Source organism: Streptomyces sp. NPDC093510, from assembly GCF_040683555.1.
Lineage (GTDB): Bacteria > Actinomycetota > Actinomycetes > Streptomycetales > Streptomycetaceae > Streptomyces.
The window spans coordinates 38,317-52,861 of the sequence record NZ_JBFBEE010000028.1 but is presented as its reverse complement, the minus strand read 5'-3'; the positions used below and the strand labels follow the sequence as shown (position 1 = coordinate 52,861).

At 72.5% G+C, this 14,545-nt stretch carries 13 protein-coding genes; 12 read left to right on the top strand and 1 reads right to left on the bottom strand.

Annotated features, from left to right (window positions below; translation table 11 throughout):
* Positions 1–102 precede the first annotated feature (102 nt).
* From AB0N81_RS34065 to AB0N81_RS34045, 5 genes are all read left to right on the top strand, one after another.
* The gene (locus AB0N81_RS34065) at positions 103–819 is read left to right on the top strand and encodes an MOSC N-terminal beta barrel domain-containing protein (protein WP_365365287.1); all 717 of its coding nucleotides are present in this window, start codon (positions 103–105) and stop codon (positions 817–819) included.
* Complete coding sequence (locus AB0N81_RS34060; RefSeq protein WP_365365285.1) at positions 816–1,538, top strand: HNH endonuclease family protein; 723 nt, start codon at positions 816–818, stop codon at positions 1,536–1,538. Before AB0N81_RS34065 ends, AB0N81_RS34060 begins: the two co-directional genes overlap by 4 nt.
* A 6-nt stretch (positions 1,539–1,544) precedes the next feature.
* Entirely contained in the window at positions 1,545–1,859 is a 315-nt protein-coding gene (locus AB0N81_RS34055) for a DUF6192 family protein (protein WP_365365283.1), read from the top strand.
* Positions 1,860–2,007: 148 nt separating this feature from the next.
* Positions 2,008–2,649: a tectonin domain-containing protein gene (locus AB0N81_RS34050; RefSeq protein WP_365365281.1), complete on the top strand. Its 642-nt coding sequence runs from the start codon at positions 2,008–2,010 to the stop codon at positions 2,647–2,649.
* A 353-nt stretch (positions 2,650–3,002) separates the two neighbouring features.
* Entirely contained in the window at positions 3,003–3,752 is a 750-nt protein-coding gene (locus AB0N81_RS34045; protein WP_365365279.1) for a GNAT family N-acetyltransferase, read from the top strand.
* A gap of 6 nt (positions 3,753–3,758) precedes the next feature.
* On the opposite strand, the gene AB0N81_RS34040 is transcribed toward AB0N81_RS34045, so the two are convergent.
* On the bottom strand, positions 3,759–4,538 hold the full coding sequence (locus AB0N81_RS34040) for a hypothetical protein (protein ID WP_365365277.1): 780 nt from the start codon (positions 4,536–4,538) through the stop codon (positions 3,759–3,761).
* 187 nt (positions 4,539–4,725) lie between these two features.
* Here AB0N81_RS34040 and AB0N81_RS34035 point away from each other — a divergent pair, with 187 nt between their 5' ends.
* From AB0N81_RS34035 to AB0N81_RS34005, 7 genes are all read left to right on the top strand, one after another.
* Positions 4,726–6,891 carry an N-6 DNA methylase gene (locus AB0N81_RS34035; RefSeq protein WP_365365275.1) on the top strand — a complete coding sequence of 722 codons (2,166 nt, stop codon included), beginning with the start codon at positions 4,726–4,728 and terminating at the stop codon, positions 6,889–6,891.
* A 99-nt stretch (positions 6,892–6,990) separates the two neighbouring features.
* Positions 6,991–7,572, top strand: coding sequence for a hypothetical protein (locus AB0N81_RS34030; RefSeq protein WP_365365273.1), 582 nt, complete (start codon positions 6,991–6,993; stop codon positions 7,570–7,572).
* Positions 7,569–9,095, top strand: coding sequence for a protein kinase (locus tag AB0N81_RS34025; RefSeq protein WP_365365395.1), 1,527 nt, complete (start codon positions 7,569–7,571; stop codon positions 9,093–9,095). Before AB0N81_RS34030 ends, AB0N81_RS34025 begins: the two co-directional genes overlap by 4 nt.
* Positions 9,096–9,226: 131 nt before the next feature.
* Positions 9,227–9,916 carry a SurA N-terminal domain-containing protein gene (locus tag AB0N81_RS34020; protein ID WP_365365271.1) on the top strand — a complete coding sequence of 230 codons (690 nt, stop codon included), beginning with the start codon at positions 9,227–9,229 and terminating at the stop codon, positions 9,914–9,916.
* 56 nt (positions 9,917–9,972) lie between these two features.
* On the top strand, positions 9,973–11,004 hold the full coding sequence (locus tag AB0N81_RS34015; protein WP_365365269.1) for a nucleoside triphosphate pyrophosphohydrolase: 1,032 nt from the start codon (positions 9,973–9,975) through the stop codon (positions 11,002–11,004).
* Positions 11,005–11,047: 43 nt separating this feature from the next.
* The gene (locus AB0N81_RS34010) at positions 11,048–13,132 is read left to right on the top strand and encodes a hypothetical protein (RefSeq protein ID WP_365365267.1); all 2,085 of its coding nucleotides are present in this window, start codon (positions 11,048–11,050) and stop codon (positions 13,130–13,132) included.
* Positions 13,129–14,427, top strand: coding sequence for a cytochrome P450 (locus tag AB0N81_RS34005; protein WP_365365265.1), 1,299 nt, complete (start codon positions 13,129–13,131; stop codon positions 14,425–14,427). Before AB0N81_RS34010 ends, AB0N81_RS34005 begins: the two co-directional genes overlap by 4 nt.
* Positions 14,428–14,545 lie beyond the last annotated feature (118 nt).

The following is a 14,545-nucleotide window of genomic DNA, read 5'->3' as shown; positions in this document are numbered from 1 at the left end:
TCTTCGGTGCATGAATCTCCCGATACGGGCGTGAACAGGAGATATTCTCACGGCCGTTACCGTGGTGGACGTGAGAGTCCGCCCAGGGGAGGGGAGAGCGCAGTGACGCTCAAGGTCGTGGGTCTGCGCAGTTTTCCGGTGAAGTCGATGCTCGGGGAGGAGCACGACCGGCTGGAGTTCCACGAGCGCGGTCCCGTGGGTGACCGGCTGTGGGCCCTGCGGTTCCCCGACGGCAAGCTGGCCAGCGGGAAGAATCACGCCCGCTTCCGCCGCATCCCGGGACTGCTCGAACATCACGCGGCGTACGACGAGGACGGTCTGCCCGTCGTCACCGCGCCGGACGGCGCCACGCTGCGACCCGGCGACCCCCGCGTCCCCGAACGCTTCGGTGAGGGCGTCGAGCTGGTCCGGGAGGGGCCGGAAAGCCGGCCGGAAGGCCACAAGGACGTCTCCGCCGTCTCCCTCGTCGGCACCGCCTCGCTGCGCGCGCTCGGCGAGCTGCTCGGCGACGCCGACCCCGTCGACGTACGGCGGCTGCGCAAGAACATCGTCGTGGAGACCGACGAGCCCTGGATCGAGGAGAGCTGGATCGGCCGCGAGATCGTCATCGGCGGCAGGCAGGGTGCGGAGCCGCTGCGGCTGCGCGGGGTCAAGCGCGTCAAGCGGTGCGTCATGGTCACTCAGGCCCAGCCCGGCCTCCCCGTGGACAACCGCGTCCTCAAGACCCTCACCGCCGTCCGCGGCATGTGCATCGGCATCCACACGGACGTCGTGACGCCCGCCGAAGTCGCCCTCGGCGACACGGTGGTGGTCCTGTGAACCGTCGTACCACCTCGGCCCTGCTCGCCCTGGTCGCCGTCCCCGCGCTCCTGACCGGCTGCGAGACCAGCTTCGAGGACAAGGGGGAAGGCGGCGCGGGGCCCGACGCCAAGGCCGGCTCCGCGCTGGCCGCCGTCGACACACTCACCGTCAAGGGCCGCGCGCCCAAGACCGGCTACGACCGCGCCAGGTTCGGCAGCGCGTGGGCCGACACCGACTCCAACCACTGCCCGACCCGGGACGACATCCTCGAGCGGGACCTGAAGGACGTCACGTATCAGAGCGGTGACTGCCGGGTGGCTTCCGGGAAGCTCGCGCCCGATCCGTACACGGGCAAGGACGTGACGTTCCGGCGCGGCCGCAGTCAGGTCGACATCGACCACCTCGTGGCGCTCTCCGACGCCTGGCAGAAGGGCGCGTTCCAGTGGGAGCCGAGCAAGCGCATAGCGTTCGCCAACGACCCGCTGAACCTCCTCGCCGTCGACGCGGGCCCCAACCGCAGCAAGGGCGACGGCGACACGGCGACCTGGCTTCCGCCGAACAAGTCGTACCGCTGTGCGTACGTCGCCGGACAGGTCGCCGTGAAGAAGAAGTACGGAGTGTGGGTGACCGGCGCCGAACGGGACGCGATGCGGAACGTACTCACCAAGTGCCCCGCCGAGAAGCTCCCGTCGGGTGGCTCCCCGACCAAGGCACCGCCCCGCTTCAGCGCCCCGTAAGAGCCAGTGGCGTTCAGTACCCACCAGACCCCGGCCGCGACCTCTGACGACGACGAACGGTGGGCGGCGATCAAGAACCCGCCGCTGGACGAGCGGACCGGCAAACGGCGGTGGACACCGGTTCGGGTTGACCCATCCCACTTTGACCGGCGCGGGATCGTCCACGGCCAGAGGAAGCACGCAACGGCGCTCGCGTCGATCCCTCCGGGGGAGGACGGCACTTCGAGCCGAAATACTCGGAGTTGGGCAGCCCCGACTCTGCGCAACGTGGGCGCACAGGTGCGCAAACGTCGATTTACAGGCTTGTTTGGTAATAGATGAAACATTAACGGACCCATACGCTCATCTCGTCACCCAGGATGGGGCCAACATCGGTTCTACGAGAGGCGATTTCGGCATGGCGGATTGGGTGAAAGTCGCGGGCGGTCTCACGGCCATCTCAGCGGGGTCCAGGACAACGGTGTGGGGCGTGAACGCGGCGAGCGCCATCTACAGCCATACCAACTACGACGCCAACCCCTGGCTCAACATCCCGGGGGGCTTAAGTGACATCGGTGCCGCGGCGGACGGCACCGTGTGGGGTGTCAACGGCGGCAACCAGATCTTCCGGTACGCCGGGGACCAGGGGGCCTCGAACCCGTGGACGCACATCAACGGCAGCCTGGTCCGCATCGATGCGGGCTCCCGGACGAACGTGTGGGGGGTGGACTCCGCCAGCGCCATCTACCGGTACACCAACTTCGACACCAACCCGTGGATCAAGGTCCAGGGGGCGCTGAGTGACATCGGTGCCGCGGCGGACGGCACCGTGTGGGGTGTCAACAGCGGCAACCAGATCTTCCGGTACACCGGGGACCAGGACAGTACGAACCCGTGGAAGAGCGTTCCCGGCAGCCTCAAGCGCATCGCGGTGGGCTCCCGGACCAACGTATGGGGCGTCGATCCCGCCGGCGCCATCTACCGGTACACCAACAACGACGCCAGCGGCACCAACCCGTGGATCAAGATCCCCGGCACCGCCTCCGACATCGCCGCCGGCGCCGACGGCAACGCGTGGCACGTCAACACCGGCGGCGAAATCTACCGGTACACCGGCGACCAGCCGAGCTGACCTCTTACCTCTGTGATGCGTGAGGGCCCCCGGCCTGTCGGCCGGGGGCCCTCACGCACGTCGGCCTTCCTGGCCCTTGAGGCCGGCCCGTGTGCAGTCGCACAGTGCCCCGCCCGGTCGGCTACACAGTGATCCCTCCGCGTGTAGGCGTCACCATCGCGCCCACCGCCCACCGCCCATGCCACCGCTGATGACACGCCCCTCAGCGCCCCCAGCGGCTGTCTTCGAAGACAACGCACGCCGGTTTGGAGAGGGTTCTAAGGGGCGCCGTCACTCGTAACGCACCGCAGGGTCAAACGCGCCGCAGGGAAAACCAATACCGCCCACCCCGCAGGATGCGTACCGTGCGGCGCATGGACCTCAAGATCACGACCCTCGCCGAGCGCCCCGCCCTGGAGGCCCCCCTCTGGCGCATGGCCGAGGACTGGCCGGAGTTCATCCTGCACGACCCGGTCGGCTGGTCGCTGATCGGACGGATCGTCAAGGACCTCCCGGAGTACGTCCTCGTCGCCACCGACGGCGACGCGGACGACAAGGTCGTGGCCCGCGCGTTCAGCGTGCCGCTCGCCCTGCGCGCCCGCGGCGAGGGTGAACTGCCCGACGGGGGATGGGATCAGGTGCTGCTCTGGGCCTTCTCCGACCTGCGGCACGGCAAGACGCCCGACACCGTGAGCGCCATCGAGATAACCGTCGACGAGGCGGCGCGCGGCAAGGGGCTGTCCGGGCGGATGCTCGCGGCGATGCGGGACAACGCCCGGGCCCGCGGCTTCACCGAGGTCGTCGCGCCCGTGCGCCCCAACGCCAAACACCTCGAACCGGCCGCGCGGATCGACGAGTACGCGTACCGGACGCGCGAGGACGGCCTGCCGCACGACCCGTGGCTGCGGGTGCACGTGCGGGCGGGCGGCGTCATCGAGAAGGTCGCGCACGCCTCCATGACGGTGTCCGGGTCGACCGGGCAGTGGCGGGAGTGGACCGGACTGCCGTTCGACGAGGAGGGTCCTGTGGAGGTGCCGGGCGCGCTGGTGCCGGTCCACTGCGAACCGGCGCGCGGCTACGGCGTGTACGTCGAGCCGAACGTGTGGGTGCGGCACACGCTCTGAGCGGCGTCAGCCGCCCAGCTTGTCGATGTCGATGACCTTGCCGGTGGGCGGCGTGGTCTTCACGGGCTTGTCGTAGTCGCCGAACGTCAGGTACTCCGGCTTCGCGACACCCCTGTCGACGATCTTCAGCAGGTACGGCTTGCCCTCGGTGGCGACGTAGATCGTGTACTTGTCCTTGGCGTCGTGGGCGTCGATCTTGATGGCGGGGGTGCCGTCGAGGGTGGTCGTCGCACCCCTGCGGGCATTGGCGTTGATGCCCTCGAAGTCCTTGAGCAGATCGTCGAGTTCGCACATCCCGGCGATGTCCTTCGCGTCGGCGCCCGTCGCCTTCGTCTTCGCCCAGCGGTCCGCGAGCATGTCGACCACGGCGTCCGTCTCGTCCTTCGGCTGCCCCTTGCTCTGGGCGCGCAGGAACTTCTCGTCGTACTTCACGTAGACCGTCTTGTCGCCGGGGACGATCAGGTCGAACGAGCCCTCGTCGCCCACCGCCAGCTTGCCCGCGCACTTGCCCGAGGTGTCGAGGGCCAGGTTCATCTTCATCAGGCCGGGCTCGTCATCCGAGACCTCGCCCGCGAGCTTCAGCGAATCGGCGCCCTTCGTCGCCTTGACGGCCTTGTCGACGATCTCGGTGCCCGACATGCCCGCGAAGGGTTCCTTCGGCTTGTCGTCCTTCTCGGAGCCGCAGGCCGTGAGGCCGACGGCCGCGGTGGCCAGGCAGGCCACGGCGACGGCGGTACGGCGCAGACGGAGGCGGCCGTGCGGGTGCTGACGCAGGTGGTGACGCATGAAATCCCCCCAGGGAGCTCGTTCGGTGGGACCATCAGAGCAGGAGTGTGTGAACCGAGTCAACACGAGCATGGGGAGATCGGGGGTTAACGGCCGTGAAGCCGTCCGTGAAGCCGTCCGTGGTGCTGATCCCTGGGTATGCTCGACGCCGCGCGGCTGACCCCGCGCGTTCGAGGGGAGCCACCAGATGACGCCGCGGGACGACGCGACCGAAGTCACCGCCGCCGGGATCGCCCGCCTCGCCGGAGTCGGCAGGGCCGCCGTCAGCAACTGGCGCCGCAGGCACGGTGACTTCCCGAAGCCCGTGGGCGGCACCGACACCAGCCCCTCCTTCGCGCTCACCGAGGTCGAACAGTGGCTGCGCGGTCAGGGCAAACTGGTCGAGGTCCCCCTCCGTGAACGCGTCTGGCAGCAGCTCGCCGGACACCCCGCGGGCCCCGTCGCCGCCCTGCTGCACGCCGGGTGCGCCCTGCTCCTCGTCCGGGACAGGCCGACCGACTGGCTCGCGGTGAGCGCCGTCTCCGACGAGCGGATGGCGCAGCTCCTGCCGGACGCGCTCGACGAAGTCGTCGCGATGCGGTTCGGCGTGCGGCGCAGGCGCGCCGTCCGCGTCCCCGGGCCCGCCGAACTTCTGCCCTCCGCCCCGCTGTTGCGCGGAGTCGCCGAGCTCGCCGCCGAGCTGGGCGCCAAGCAGACGTACGAGTTCCTCCTCGGCCGCCAGACCGACGCCAACCCGCGCCAGTACACGCTCACTCCGGCGGGCCCCGCCGAGCTGATGGCGCGGCTCGCCGCGAGCACCGCTCCCGCGCGCACCGTCCTCGACCCCGCCTGCGGCACCGGCGCCCTGCTGCGCGCCGTCCCGCCCCGCCCCGACCAGTACCTGTACGGCCAGGACAGCACCCCGGAGCTCGCCGCCCTCACCGCGCTGCGCCTCGCCCTGCACTCCGACGCGACCGTGCGCACCATGGCCGCCGACACCCTGCGCGCCGACGCGTACGAAGGCCGCAAGGCGGAGGCCGTGCTCTGCCACCCGCCGTTCAACGAACGCAACTGGGGCCACGAGGAACTGGCCTACGACCCCCGCTGGGAGTACGGCTTCCCGGCCCGCTCCGAATCCGAACTCGCCTGGGTTCAGCACGCGTTGGCCCGGCTCACCGACGACGGCACCGCCGTCCTGCTGATGCCGCCCGCCGCCGCGTCCCGCCGCTCCGGGCGCCGCATCCGCGCCGACCTGCTGCGGCGCGGCGCGCTCCGCGCCGTCATCGCCCTGCCGGCCGGCACCGCACCTCCGTACAACCTGCCCCTGCACATCTGGGTGCTGCGCAGGCCCGACCGGGCGGCGCGGCCAGCGCCCGAGCTGCTGCTCGTGGAGACGGCCGGTGTGCTGGCCGCCGACGGACGCGACAAGCAGCTGTGGCCCGCCGTGCAGGACGCCGTGCTCGACGCCTGGCAGCACGTCGAACGGCACGGCACGCTCGACGAGCGGCCCGGTCTCGCCCGCTGTGTGCCGGTGCTCGAACTCCTCGACGACGAGGTCGACCTGGCGCCCGCGCGCCATCTGCCGCCGCCCGCCGCGGCCACGGGCGGCACGGAGCTCCTGGCCGTCCGGCAGGGCCTGGGCGAGGCCCTGCGCCGGGCCGCCGACCTCGCGCCCCCGGCTGACGACCTCACCCCGTCCGCCCCCGGCGCGGCCCTGCCACCGCTCACCACCGTCGGCGAACTGGCCCGCGCCGGCGCTCTGACGCTGCACACCGGCACCGGCGAAGGCCCCGGCGGCATGCCCGTGCTCACCGACCACGACGTGCTGACGGGCGCCGCGCCCTCCGGCACCGCCCGCGAAGGCGCCCCCCGCGAAGGCGTCCCCCGCGAAGGCGCCCCTCGTGAAGGCACCGGCCGCGCAGGCACCGCCCCCGAAGGCGCCGCGCGCGTGGGCACGGCGGACGACGCGTCCGTGCGCACCGAGCCCGGCGACGTCGTCGTCCCGGTGTTCGGCGGCGGCGCAGCGGCCCGCGTGATCGACGAGACCACCGCGGGCGCCGCCCTCGGCCGCGGCCTCACCCTGCTGCGCCCCGACCCCGCCGCGCTCGACCCTTGGTTCCTCGCCGGGTTCCTGCGCGGCACCGCCAACCACCGCCAGGCGAGCAGCTACGCGTCGACGTCCGCCCGGCTCGACGTGCGCCGCCTCCAGCTGCCCCGGCTGCCGCTCACCGGACAGTACGGGTACAGCGAACGCTTCCGCTGCCTCGCCGAGTTCGAGGACGCCGTACGCCACGCGGCCCTGCTCGGCGACCGGCTGGTGCGCGGCATGCACGACGGTCTGACGGAGGGAACCCTTCCGCCCGGGACCGCGTGACCAGTACGACAACGGTTCGGTACACCCGGGACCCGTCGTCGCGGTCGGCCTATACGCTCGAACCCTCGCCCCTTCGTTCATCAGGCACCAGGAGCAGCCATGCACGGCCACGGCTACGCGCCGCAGCACCCGCATCCCCCTTCCAGGGGGACGCATGTGACGCTGCGCGTGCTGTTCGTGGTGCTCGCGGTGATGTCGTGCGGTCTCCTCTCGTGGGCCGCGATGCTGCGGCTCGCCCTCGTGACCCGCAAGACGCACGACTGGGCCGTCCTCGCTCTCGTGACGGCGCTCGACATCCTGGCCGTCGTGCTCATCGGCGTCGACCCGGGCGAGGACGAGTTCCAGGGCCCCGGCAGCGCCGGCATGGTGGTCATGCTCTGCACGATGCTCGGCGCCGTCGCCTACTACCTGTACGCGGACATACGCCACTTCAGCCCGTACCGGCAGCCGCAGTTCACCGGCTACGCCCCGCCGCAGCCCCAGGTCTCGTACGGCTACCCGCAGCAGCCCGCCCCCGCGCCCGCGCCCGGCCCGGTCCACGCGCAGCCCACCCAGCTAGGCCACCCGCCGTTCCAGCAGACCCCGCCGCCCGCGCCCCCCGGCCCCGCCCGCATCCACCAGGTCAGGGCCGAGCTCGACGAGCTGAGTGACTACCTGCGCAAGCAGGAAGGCGGCAGCTGACCGTGCGCGTCGTCGCGGGCCGCTACGAACTCTCCACGCTCATCGGCCAGGGCGGCATGGGACAGGTCTGGACGGCGTACGACCAGCGCCTGGACCGCCGCGTCGCCGTGAAGCTGCTCCGGCCCGACCGGGTGGCGGGCGCCGAGGCCGAGGAACTGCGCCGCCGCTTCGTGCGCGAGTGCCGCGTCACCGCACAGGTCGACCACCCCGGCCTGGTCACCGTGCACGACGCGGGCAGCGAGGGCGACGACCTCTACCTCGTCATGCAGTACGTGGACGGCGCGGACCTCGGCGACCACCTCGCCGAGCACGACCCCTACCCCTGGCAGTGGGCCGTCGCGATCGCCGCCCAGCTGTGCGCGGTGCTCTCCGCGGTGCACGCCGTGCCGATCGTGCACCGCGACCTCAAGCCGCGCAACGTCATGGTCAAACAGGACGGCACGGTCTCCATCCTCGACCTCGGCATCGCCTCGGTGATGGACACCGACACCACCCGCCTCACCCACACCGGTTCACCGATCGGCAGCCCCGCCTACATGGCCCCCGAACAGGCCATGGGCGGCGCGGTCGGCCCGTACACCGATCTGTACGCACTCGGCGTGCTGCTGCACGAACTCCTCAGCGGCGACGTGCCGTTCTCCGGCTCCACCGCGCTCGGCGTCCTCCACCGCCACCTCTACGAACCCCCGCTGCCGGTCCGCCGACTGCGCCCCGAAGTACCGGAAGCCCTGGAGTCCCTCGTCCTGCGCCTCCTCGCCAAGGACCCCCAGCACCGCCACGGCAGCGCCCAGGAGGTCTACGAGGACCTGGCACCGCTGCTGCCCGCCCGCGGCATCCCCTCCGGCCGCCCCCTGGACCCCACCCGCCCCTTCCTGCGCCCGCACGCGCCCTGGCCGGACCGCGCGGCGACCCCCGCGGCCGCCCCCGACATGCCGTCGCAGCCGCCGGGCGCGCCGCCCCGGCAGGACCTCGCCCAGGCCGTCGAGGACGTCAAACGGCTCCTCGGCGAGGGCCGCATCACCCAGGCCGTGGACATCCTCGGCGCGATCCTCCCGGACGCCGCCGCCAAACACGGCGAGCACTCACCCGTCGTCCGCACCCTGCGCAAGCAGTACGCCGCCACGCTCATGGACGACGGGCAGTACCGCCGCGCCCTGCCCGAACTGCGGCGCCTCGCCGACGAGCGGGCCGCCGAGTCCGGCCACGCCGACCCGCACTCGCTCCAGTTCCGCTACGAGGCCGCCCAGTGCCTGGAGCAGCTCGGCGAACCGGCCGCGGCCCTCGCCGAGTACCGCGCGCTGCTCCCCTATTACGAGAACCAGTACGCGACGGAGGACCGGCACCAGTCCCTGGAGATCCGCCGCCGCATCGGCCAGCTGCTCCTCGCCCTCGGCGACCGGCACGCCGCCCACGACACCCTGGCCCGCCTGCTGCACGACGCGGAACTGCTGCACGGCCCCGGCCACCCGTTCCCCGCGGAGATCCGCCGCACCCTGCAATGGCTCGGTCAAGTGCGGGGCTGACGGTGCCCCGACTCCCGGGAAATCGTTGGTCGAATAGGTGTCGAATGGCTGGCCGAGAAGACGGTCACTGCCTACCATCGATCACCGCAAGACTTTGTGCACCGCCGCACAATCTCCAACGGGAGGCTCACTTGCACCGCCGCCGTCGTCGTACAGCGCTCATCCTCTCCGCGGCCGCGATCGCCGCGGCCCCTCTCCTCACCGCCTGCGGCAGCGACGCGCACCCGGGCGCCGCGGCCGTCGTCGGCGGCGACCGCATCACGGTCGCGCAGCTGGAGGGCCGGGTGAACGAGGTGCGCGACGCGCAGCGGGCCGCCATCCCCGACGACGCCCAGTACTCGCAGGCCATCGCCAAGTCCGGCGGCCTCACCCGCAGCACGCTGCACACGATGGTGCTCGACAAGGTCCTGCACCGCGCCGCCACCGACGCCGGCGTGAGCGTCACGCGCCGCGACATCCAGACCATGCGCTCCGGCCTGGAGCAGCAGGCGGGCGGCCGCAAGGCGCTGGAGCAGGGCTGGCTCCAGCAGTACAGCGTCGCCCCCGACCGCCTCGAAGACAGCCTGCGCACGGAGATCGAGGCGCAGAAGCTCGCGCGGAAGCTGGGCGCGGACATGAACTCGCCCGAGGGCCAGGCGGTCTTCTGGAAGGCCCTGACCGCCGCATCCAAGAAGCTCGACATCGACCTGAACCCCCGGTACGGCACCTGGGACGTCGACAAGAACAAGCGCGCGGACGCCAAGACGCCGTGGGTGCGCCAGGTCACCGAGGCCGCGCCCGAGTCCGGCGAGGCGGTGCCGGAGGGCGTCCCGCAGGCGTAGCCGCCCCCGGGGAGCGGGGCCGGGGCGCTGTCGGCGCGCTGCGTTACGTTCGACAGGTGAACGAGACCGAGACCACGCCCCCGGCCGACTCCGCCCACTCCGCCGAGTCCGTCGGCCGCGTCATCCTGCTGACCACCAGCCACCGGGTCGCGCCCGGCCTCCTGTCATGGCCCGCCTGGCAGGCGCTGCACGGCGCCGACGAGGTGCTGTGCGCCGACGCCACCCACCCGCAGCTGCCGTATCTGCGCGAGGCGGGCGTGCGCGTCGAGCAGGGCGCGCCCACCGCGCAGGAGCTCGTCGACGCCTGCGCGGGCGGCCGCACGGTCCTGGTCGTCGCCACCGCCGAGGGCGACCGGGCGCTCACGGACGGCCTGGCCCGGCTCGCGGGCTCCGGCCGCGTCGCCATGCCGGACCTGGAGCTCCTCCCCGCCTCGTACGACCTGCCGGGCGCGCGCCTGCTCGACCTGGTCCAGGTCATGGACCGGATCCGCGCCGAGTGCCCGTGGTCCTCGCAGCAGACGCACAAGGGCCTGGCGAAGTACGCGATCGAGGAGGCGTACGAACTGGTCGAGGCGATCGAGGAGGGCGACAGGGAGGAGCTGCGCGAGGAGCTCGGCGACGTCCTGCTCCAGGTCGTCTTCCACGCCCGGATCGCCGAGGAGGCCACCGGCGAGCCGGACGGCGATGAGCCGTTCACCATCGACGACGTCGCGGGCGGCATCGTCGAGAAGCTCATCCACCGCCACCCGCACGTCTTCGGCGACGACTCGGCGGACACCCCGGAGGACGTGAAGGCGCACTGGCTCCGCACGAAGGCGGAGGAGAAGCAGCGCACGTCGGTCACGGAGGGCATCCCGCTCGGCCAGCCCGGCCTCGCCCTGGCCGCGAAGCTGGCATCCCGCGCACGGACGGCGGCCCTTGAGGTCGACGTCCCCTCCGGGGAGGGCGTCGGCTATGAACTGCTCGCCCTGGCCCTGCGCGCCGAGGCGGAGGGCGTCGACCCCGAGGCAGCACTCCGCGTGGCGGCGCGGGCCTACCGGGACGCGGTGCGGGCGGCCGAGGGGGCGGGCGCGGGCCCGGGCGCTTAGTACCGTTGCCCCTCCAGGTGGTGCGACGGGCGTGGGGGCTTGTGTGACAGCGGAGTTGGAGGAGCTGGCCGCCGAGGCGGCCGATGTCCTCGTGGCGGCGATGCTGGGGAGCAAGAACCGCTGGGCCTGGGTCCGCGACGGGTTCACGGCGTTCCTACGCCAGTCGCGCGCCCCAGTCGGCGCGAACGCGCTCGAGCTCGACAGGACGCGGGCGATCATGCTGGCAGACGACCTGCTCCGACTGCGGCGGTTCTGGTACGGAGTGCTGGAACGCTGCCTCAACGCCGGCGACCGACAGCGGGCGGACCGACTCCGCGTCCTCGTGGCCGACTCCACCGGCTCCCGCTGGGCCGTGGCGCCGCCGACGGACGGCGGACCCGACACGGCTGAGGTCATCGGGGCTGCCGGGACCGCCGGGGCTGCCGGTGCTGTCGGTGCTGTCGGTGCTGTCGGTGCTGGCGAGCTCCCGGACCTCACAGGGGACTTCGCCATCGACTACACACCCCCCGCCTGGTACCCCGCCGCCCAGCCCGAGAGCGGGAGGGAACCCGTAAGCGGGGAGGAGGGGGAGGCCGAGGCACAGGCCGACCCCGGCGCGCGGAACTCCGTCACCGGCGGTGTGCAGGCCGCCGTCGTGCAGGCCGACTCCATCGGCTCGGTCACCTCGGTCACCGTCAACACGCCGCCCGCGTGGCCCGCGCCATCCGCACCCCAGCACGCCGCCGCCGACGGCTGGCCCCGCGTCGACGGGCTCCGCCGGCTCGGCCTCGGCGTGCGTCCCACCCGCAGGTTCCCCGGTGCGACGGCCCTGCCTCCGTACGTCGCCAGGGACTGCGACGCCGAGCTGTCCGTCCTCCTGAAGCAGGCCGCGCACTACGGCGGCCTCGTCATCGTCACGGGCGGGCCCCTGTCCGGAAAGACCTCCACGGCGTGGGCGGCGCTGCGGGCGAGCGTCCCCGACGACACCCGGGTCTTCGTCGCGGGCGGCGGAACGAACCTGTGCGACCTTCCGGCCCAGCTCCGGGGCCGCGAGGCCACGGGCACCCACGTCGTGTGGCTGGACGACCTCGACGGCCACCTCACGGAGCCCGGCACCCCCGGCGTCCTCGCGCAGCTCACCCACGACCGCGTCCTGGTCCTGGCGACGATGTGCGACGAGGCGTACGAGACGCACCGCTTCGGGCACCACCCGGCCGCCCGCGTCCTGAGCGTTGCACAGACCGCCGAAGTCCCCACGGAGTGGAGCGAGGCGGAGCTCGCGCGGCTCGCGACGGTCGACGACCCGCGCCTGGAGGACGCCCTCCACCGACGCGGGGACCTCGGCGTCACGGAGTTCCTCGCCCTCGGCCCCGGCCTGTGGGAGGAGTGGCGCAGGGCGCGCCGCGTGGGCCGGCGGCTGCTCGGCCACCTCCTGGTGCGCGCGGCGATCGACCTGGCGCGGCACTCGACCGCCGGGGCGCTGCCGCTGGAGGTGCTCAAGGGCGTGGCGGACGAGTACGAGGAGCGGGAGGAGGTGAAGGGGGAGACGTACGAGGACGCGTTGGCGTGGGCGTGCGCGCCCCGGTCCGGTGTGGCCGGGCTGCTCGTACCGGGGGAGCGCGAGGACACCTGGACGGCCTGCGGCCCGCTGGTCGCGGAAGCCCTGCGCGCGCCGGACTTCCCGATGGTCGACCACTACGGCTGGTGGGCCATGGTCCAGGGCCTGAAGAAGCACAGCCCGGCGGCGCACGGCCCGCTGCTCACGGCGGCCAGGGCCGCCCTGCGGCCGCAGGGGGAGGCGGGTGACGTCGACGTGATGCGGTCCCTCGCGGAGTTCGCCTCCACCGCCGGGGACCTGGCGGACGCCAAGGAGTGGTACCGCGGGGTGGTGGAGCGCGAACCCGACCGGGCGATGTCCGTCGGCGTGCGGCTGGCGGCGCTCGGGGAGTACGCGGAAGCCGTCCGATACCTGGAGACGGCCGGGGCCGACGGCACCGTCTGGACGGCGAAGAGGGCCGCCCTGTTGCATCTCGCGCGCGCCGAGCACTGGTTCGCACGGGCAGCGGAGCTGGGCGACGAGGAGGCCGCCGCCACCCTCGCCCACCTGCGCTCCGCCCCGGCCCCACGGCCGGATACGGTCGAGGAGTGACCGAAAAGACCGACCCGTCCGCCACGGGGAGCGCCCCGGAGACCCCGTCAGAGGCCCAGGGGCCCGAACTCTTCACCTGGGAGTTCGCCACCGACCCCTACCCCGCGTACGCCTGGCTGCGCGACAACGAGCCCGTGAGCAGGCAGCGGCTCCCCAGCGGGGTCGAGGCCTGGCTGGTCACCCGGTACGCGGACGCGCGGCAGGCCCTCGCCGACCAGCGGCTCAGCAAGAACCCGGCCCACCACGCCGAGCCCGCCCACGCCAAGGGCAAGACCGGCATCCCGGGCGAGCGCAAGGCCGAGCTGATGACGCATCTGCTCAACATCGACCCGCCGGACCACACCCGGCTGCGCCGGCTCGTCGCGAAGGCGTTCACGCCGCGCCGCGTGGCCGAGTTCGCGCCACGCGTGCAGGAACTCACCGACGACCTGATCGACCGGTTCGCCGAGAAGGGCACCGCCGACCTCATCCACGAGTTCGCCTTCCCACTCCCCATCTACGCCATCTGCGACCTGCTCGGCGTCCCCCGCGAGGACCAGGACGACTTCCGGGACTGGGCGGGCATGATGATCCGCCACGGGGGAGGCCCCCGGGGCGGCGTGGCGCGGTCGGTGAAGAAGATGCGCGGCTATCTCGCCGAGCTGATCCACCGCAAGCGCCTCGAACCGGGCGACGACCTCATCTCCGGTCTCATCAAGGCCTCCGACCACGGCGAGCACCTCACCGAGAACGAGGCCGCCGCGATGGCCTTCATCCTCCTCTTCGCCGGGTTCGAGACCACCGTCAACCTCATCGGCAACGGGATGTACGCGCTGCTCACCCACCCCGAGCAGCGCGAGCGGCTGCAGCGGGCGCTGGACGAGGGCGACACCGGACTCCTGGAGACCGGCATCGAGGAACTGCTCCGCTACGACGGGCCCGTCGAGCTCGCCACCTGGCGGTTCGCGACCGAGGCGCTCAGCATCGGCGGACAGGACATCGCGGCGGGCGACCCCGTCCTCGTCGTGCTCGCCGCGGCCGACCGCGACCCCGCCCGGTTCGACGACCCCGACACCCTCGATCTCTCCCGCCGCGACAACCAGCACCTCGGATACGGGCACGGAATCCACTACTGCCTGGGCGCCCCGCTCGCCCGTCTGGAGGGCCGCACGGCCCTCGCGACGCTGCTGCGGCGCCTTCCCGACCTGCAACTGGCGGCCGACCCCGACGATTTGCGGTGGCGTGGCGGGCTGATCATGCGGGGACTGCGCACGCTGCCCGTGGAGTTCACAACCGCACAGAAAACGGTGTCCTGAGCACACCCTGCTGACGGGCCGTCAGGACTGTGATGTTCACGTGATCTCCGCTGCATCGACTTGTGACAAGCGTTCGACTGCGGCTACGTTCACGACGACTTGAGCGCCCCAGGCGTCC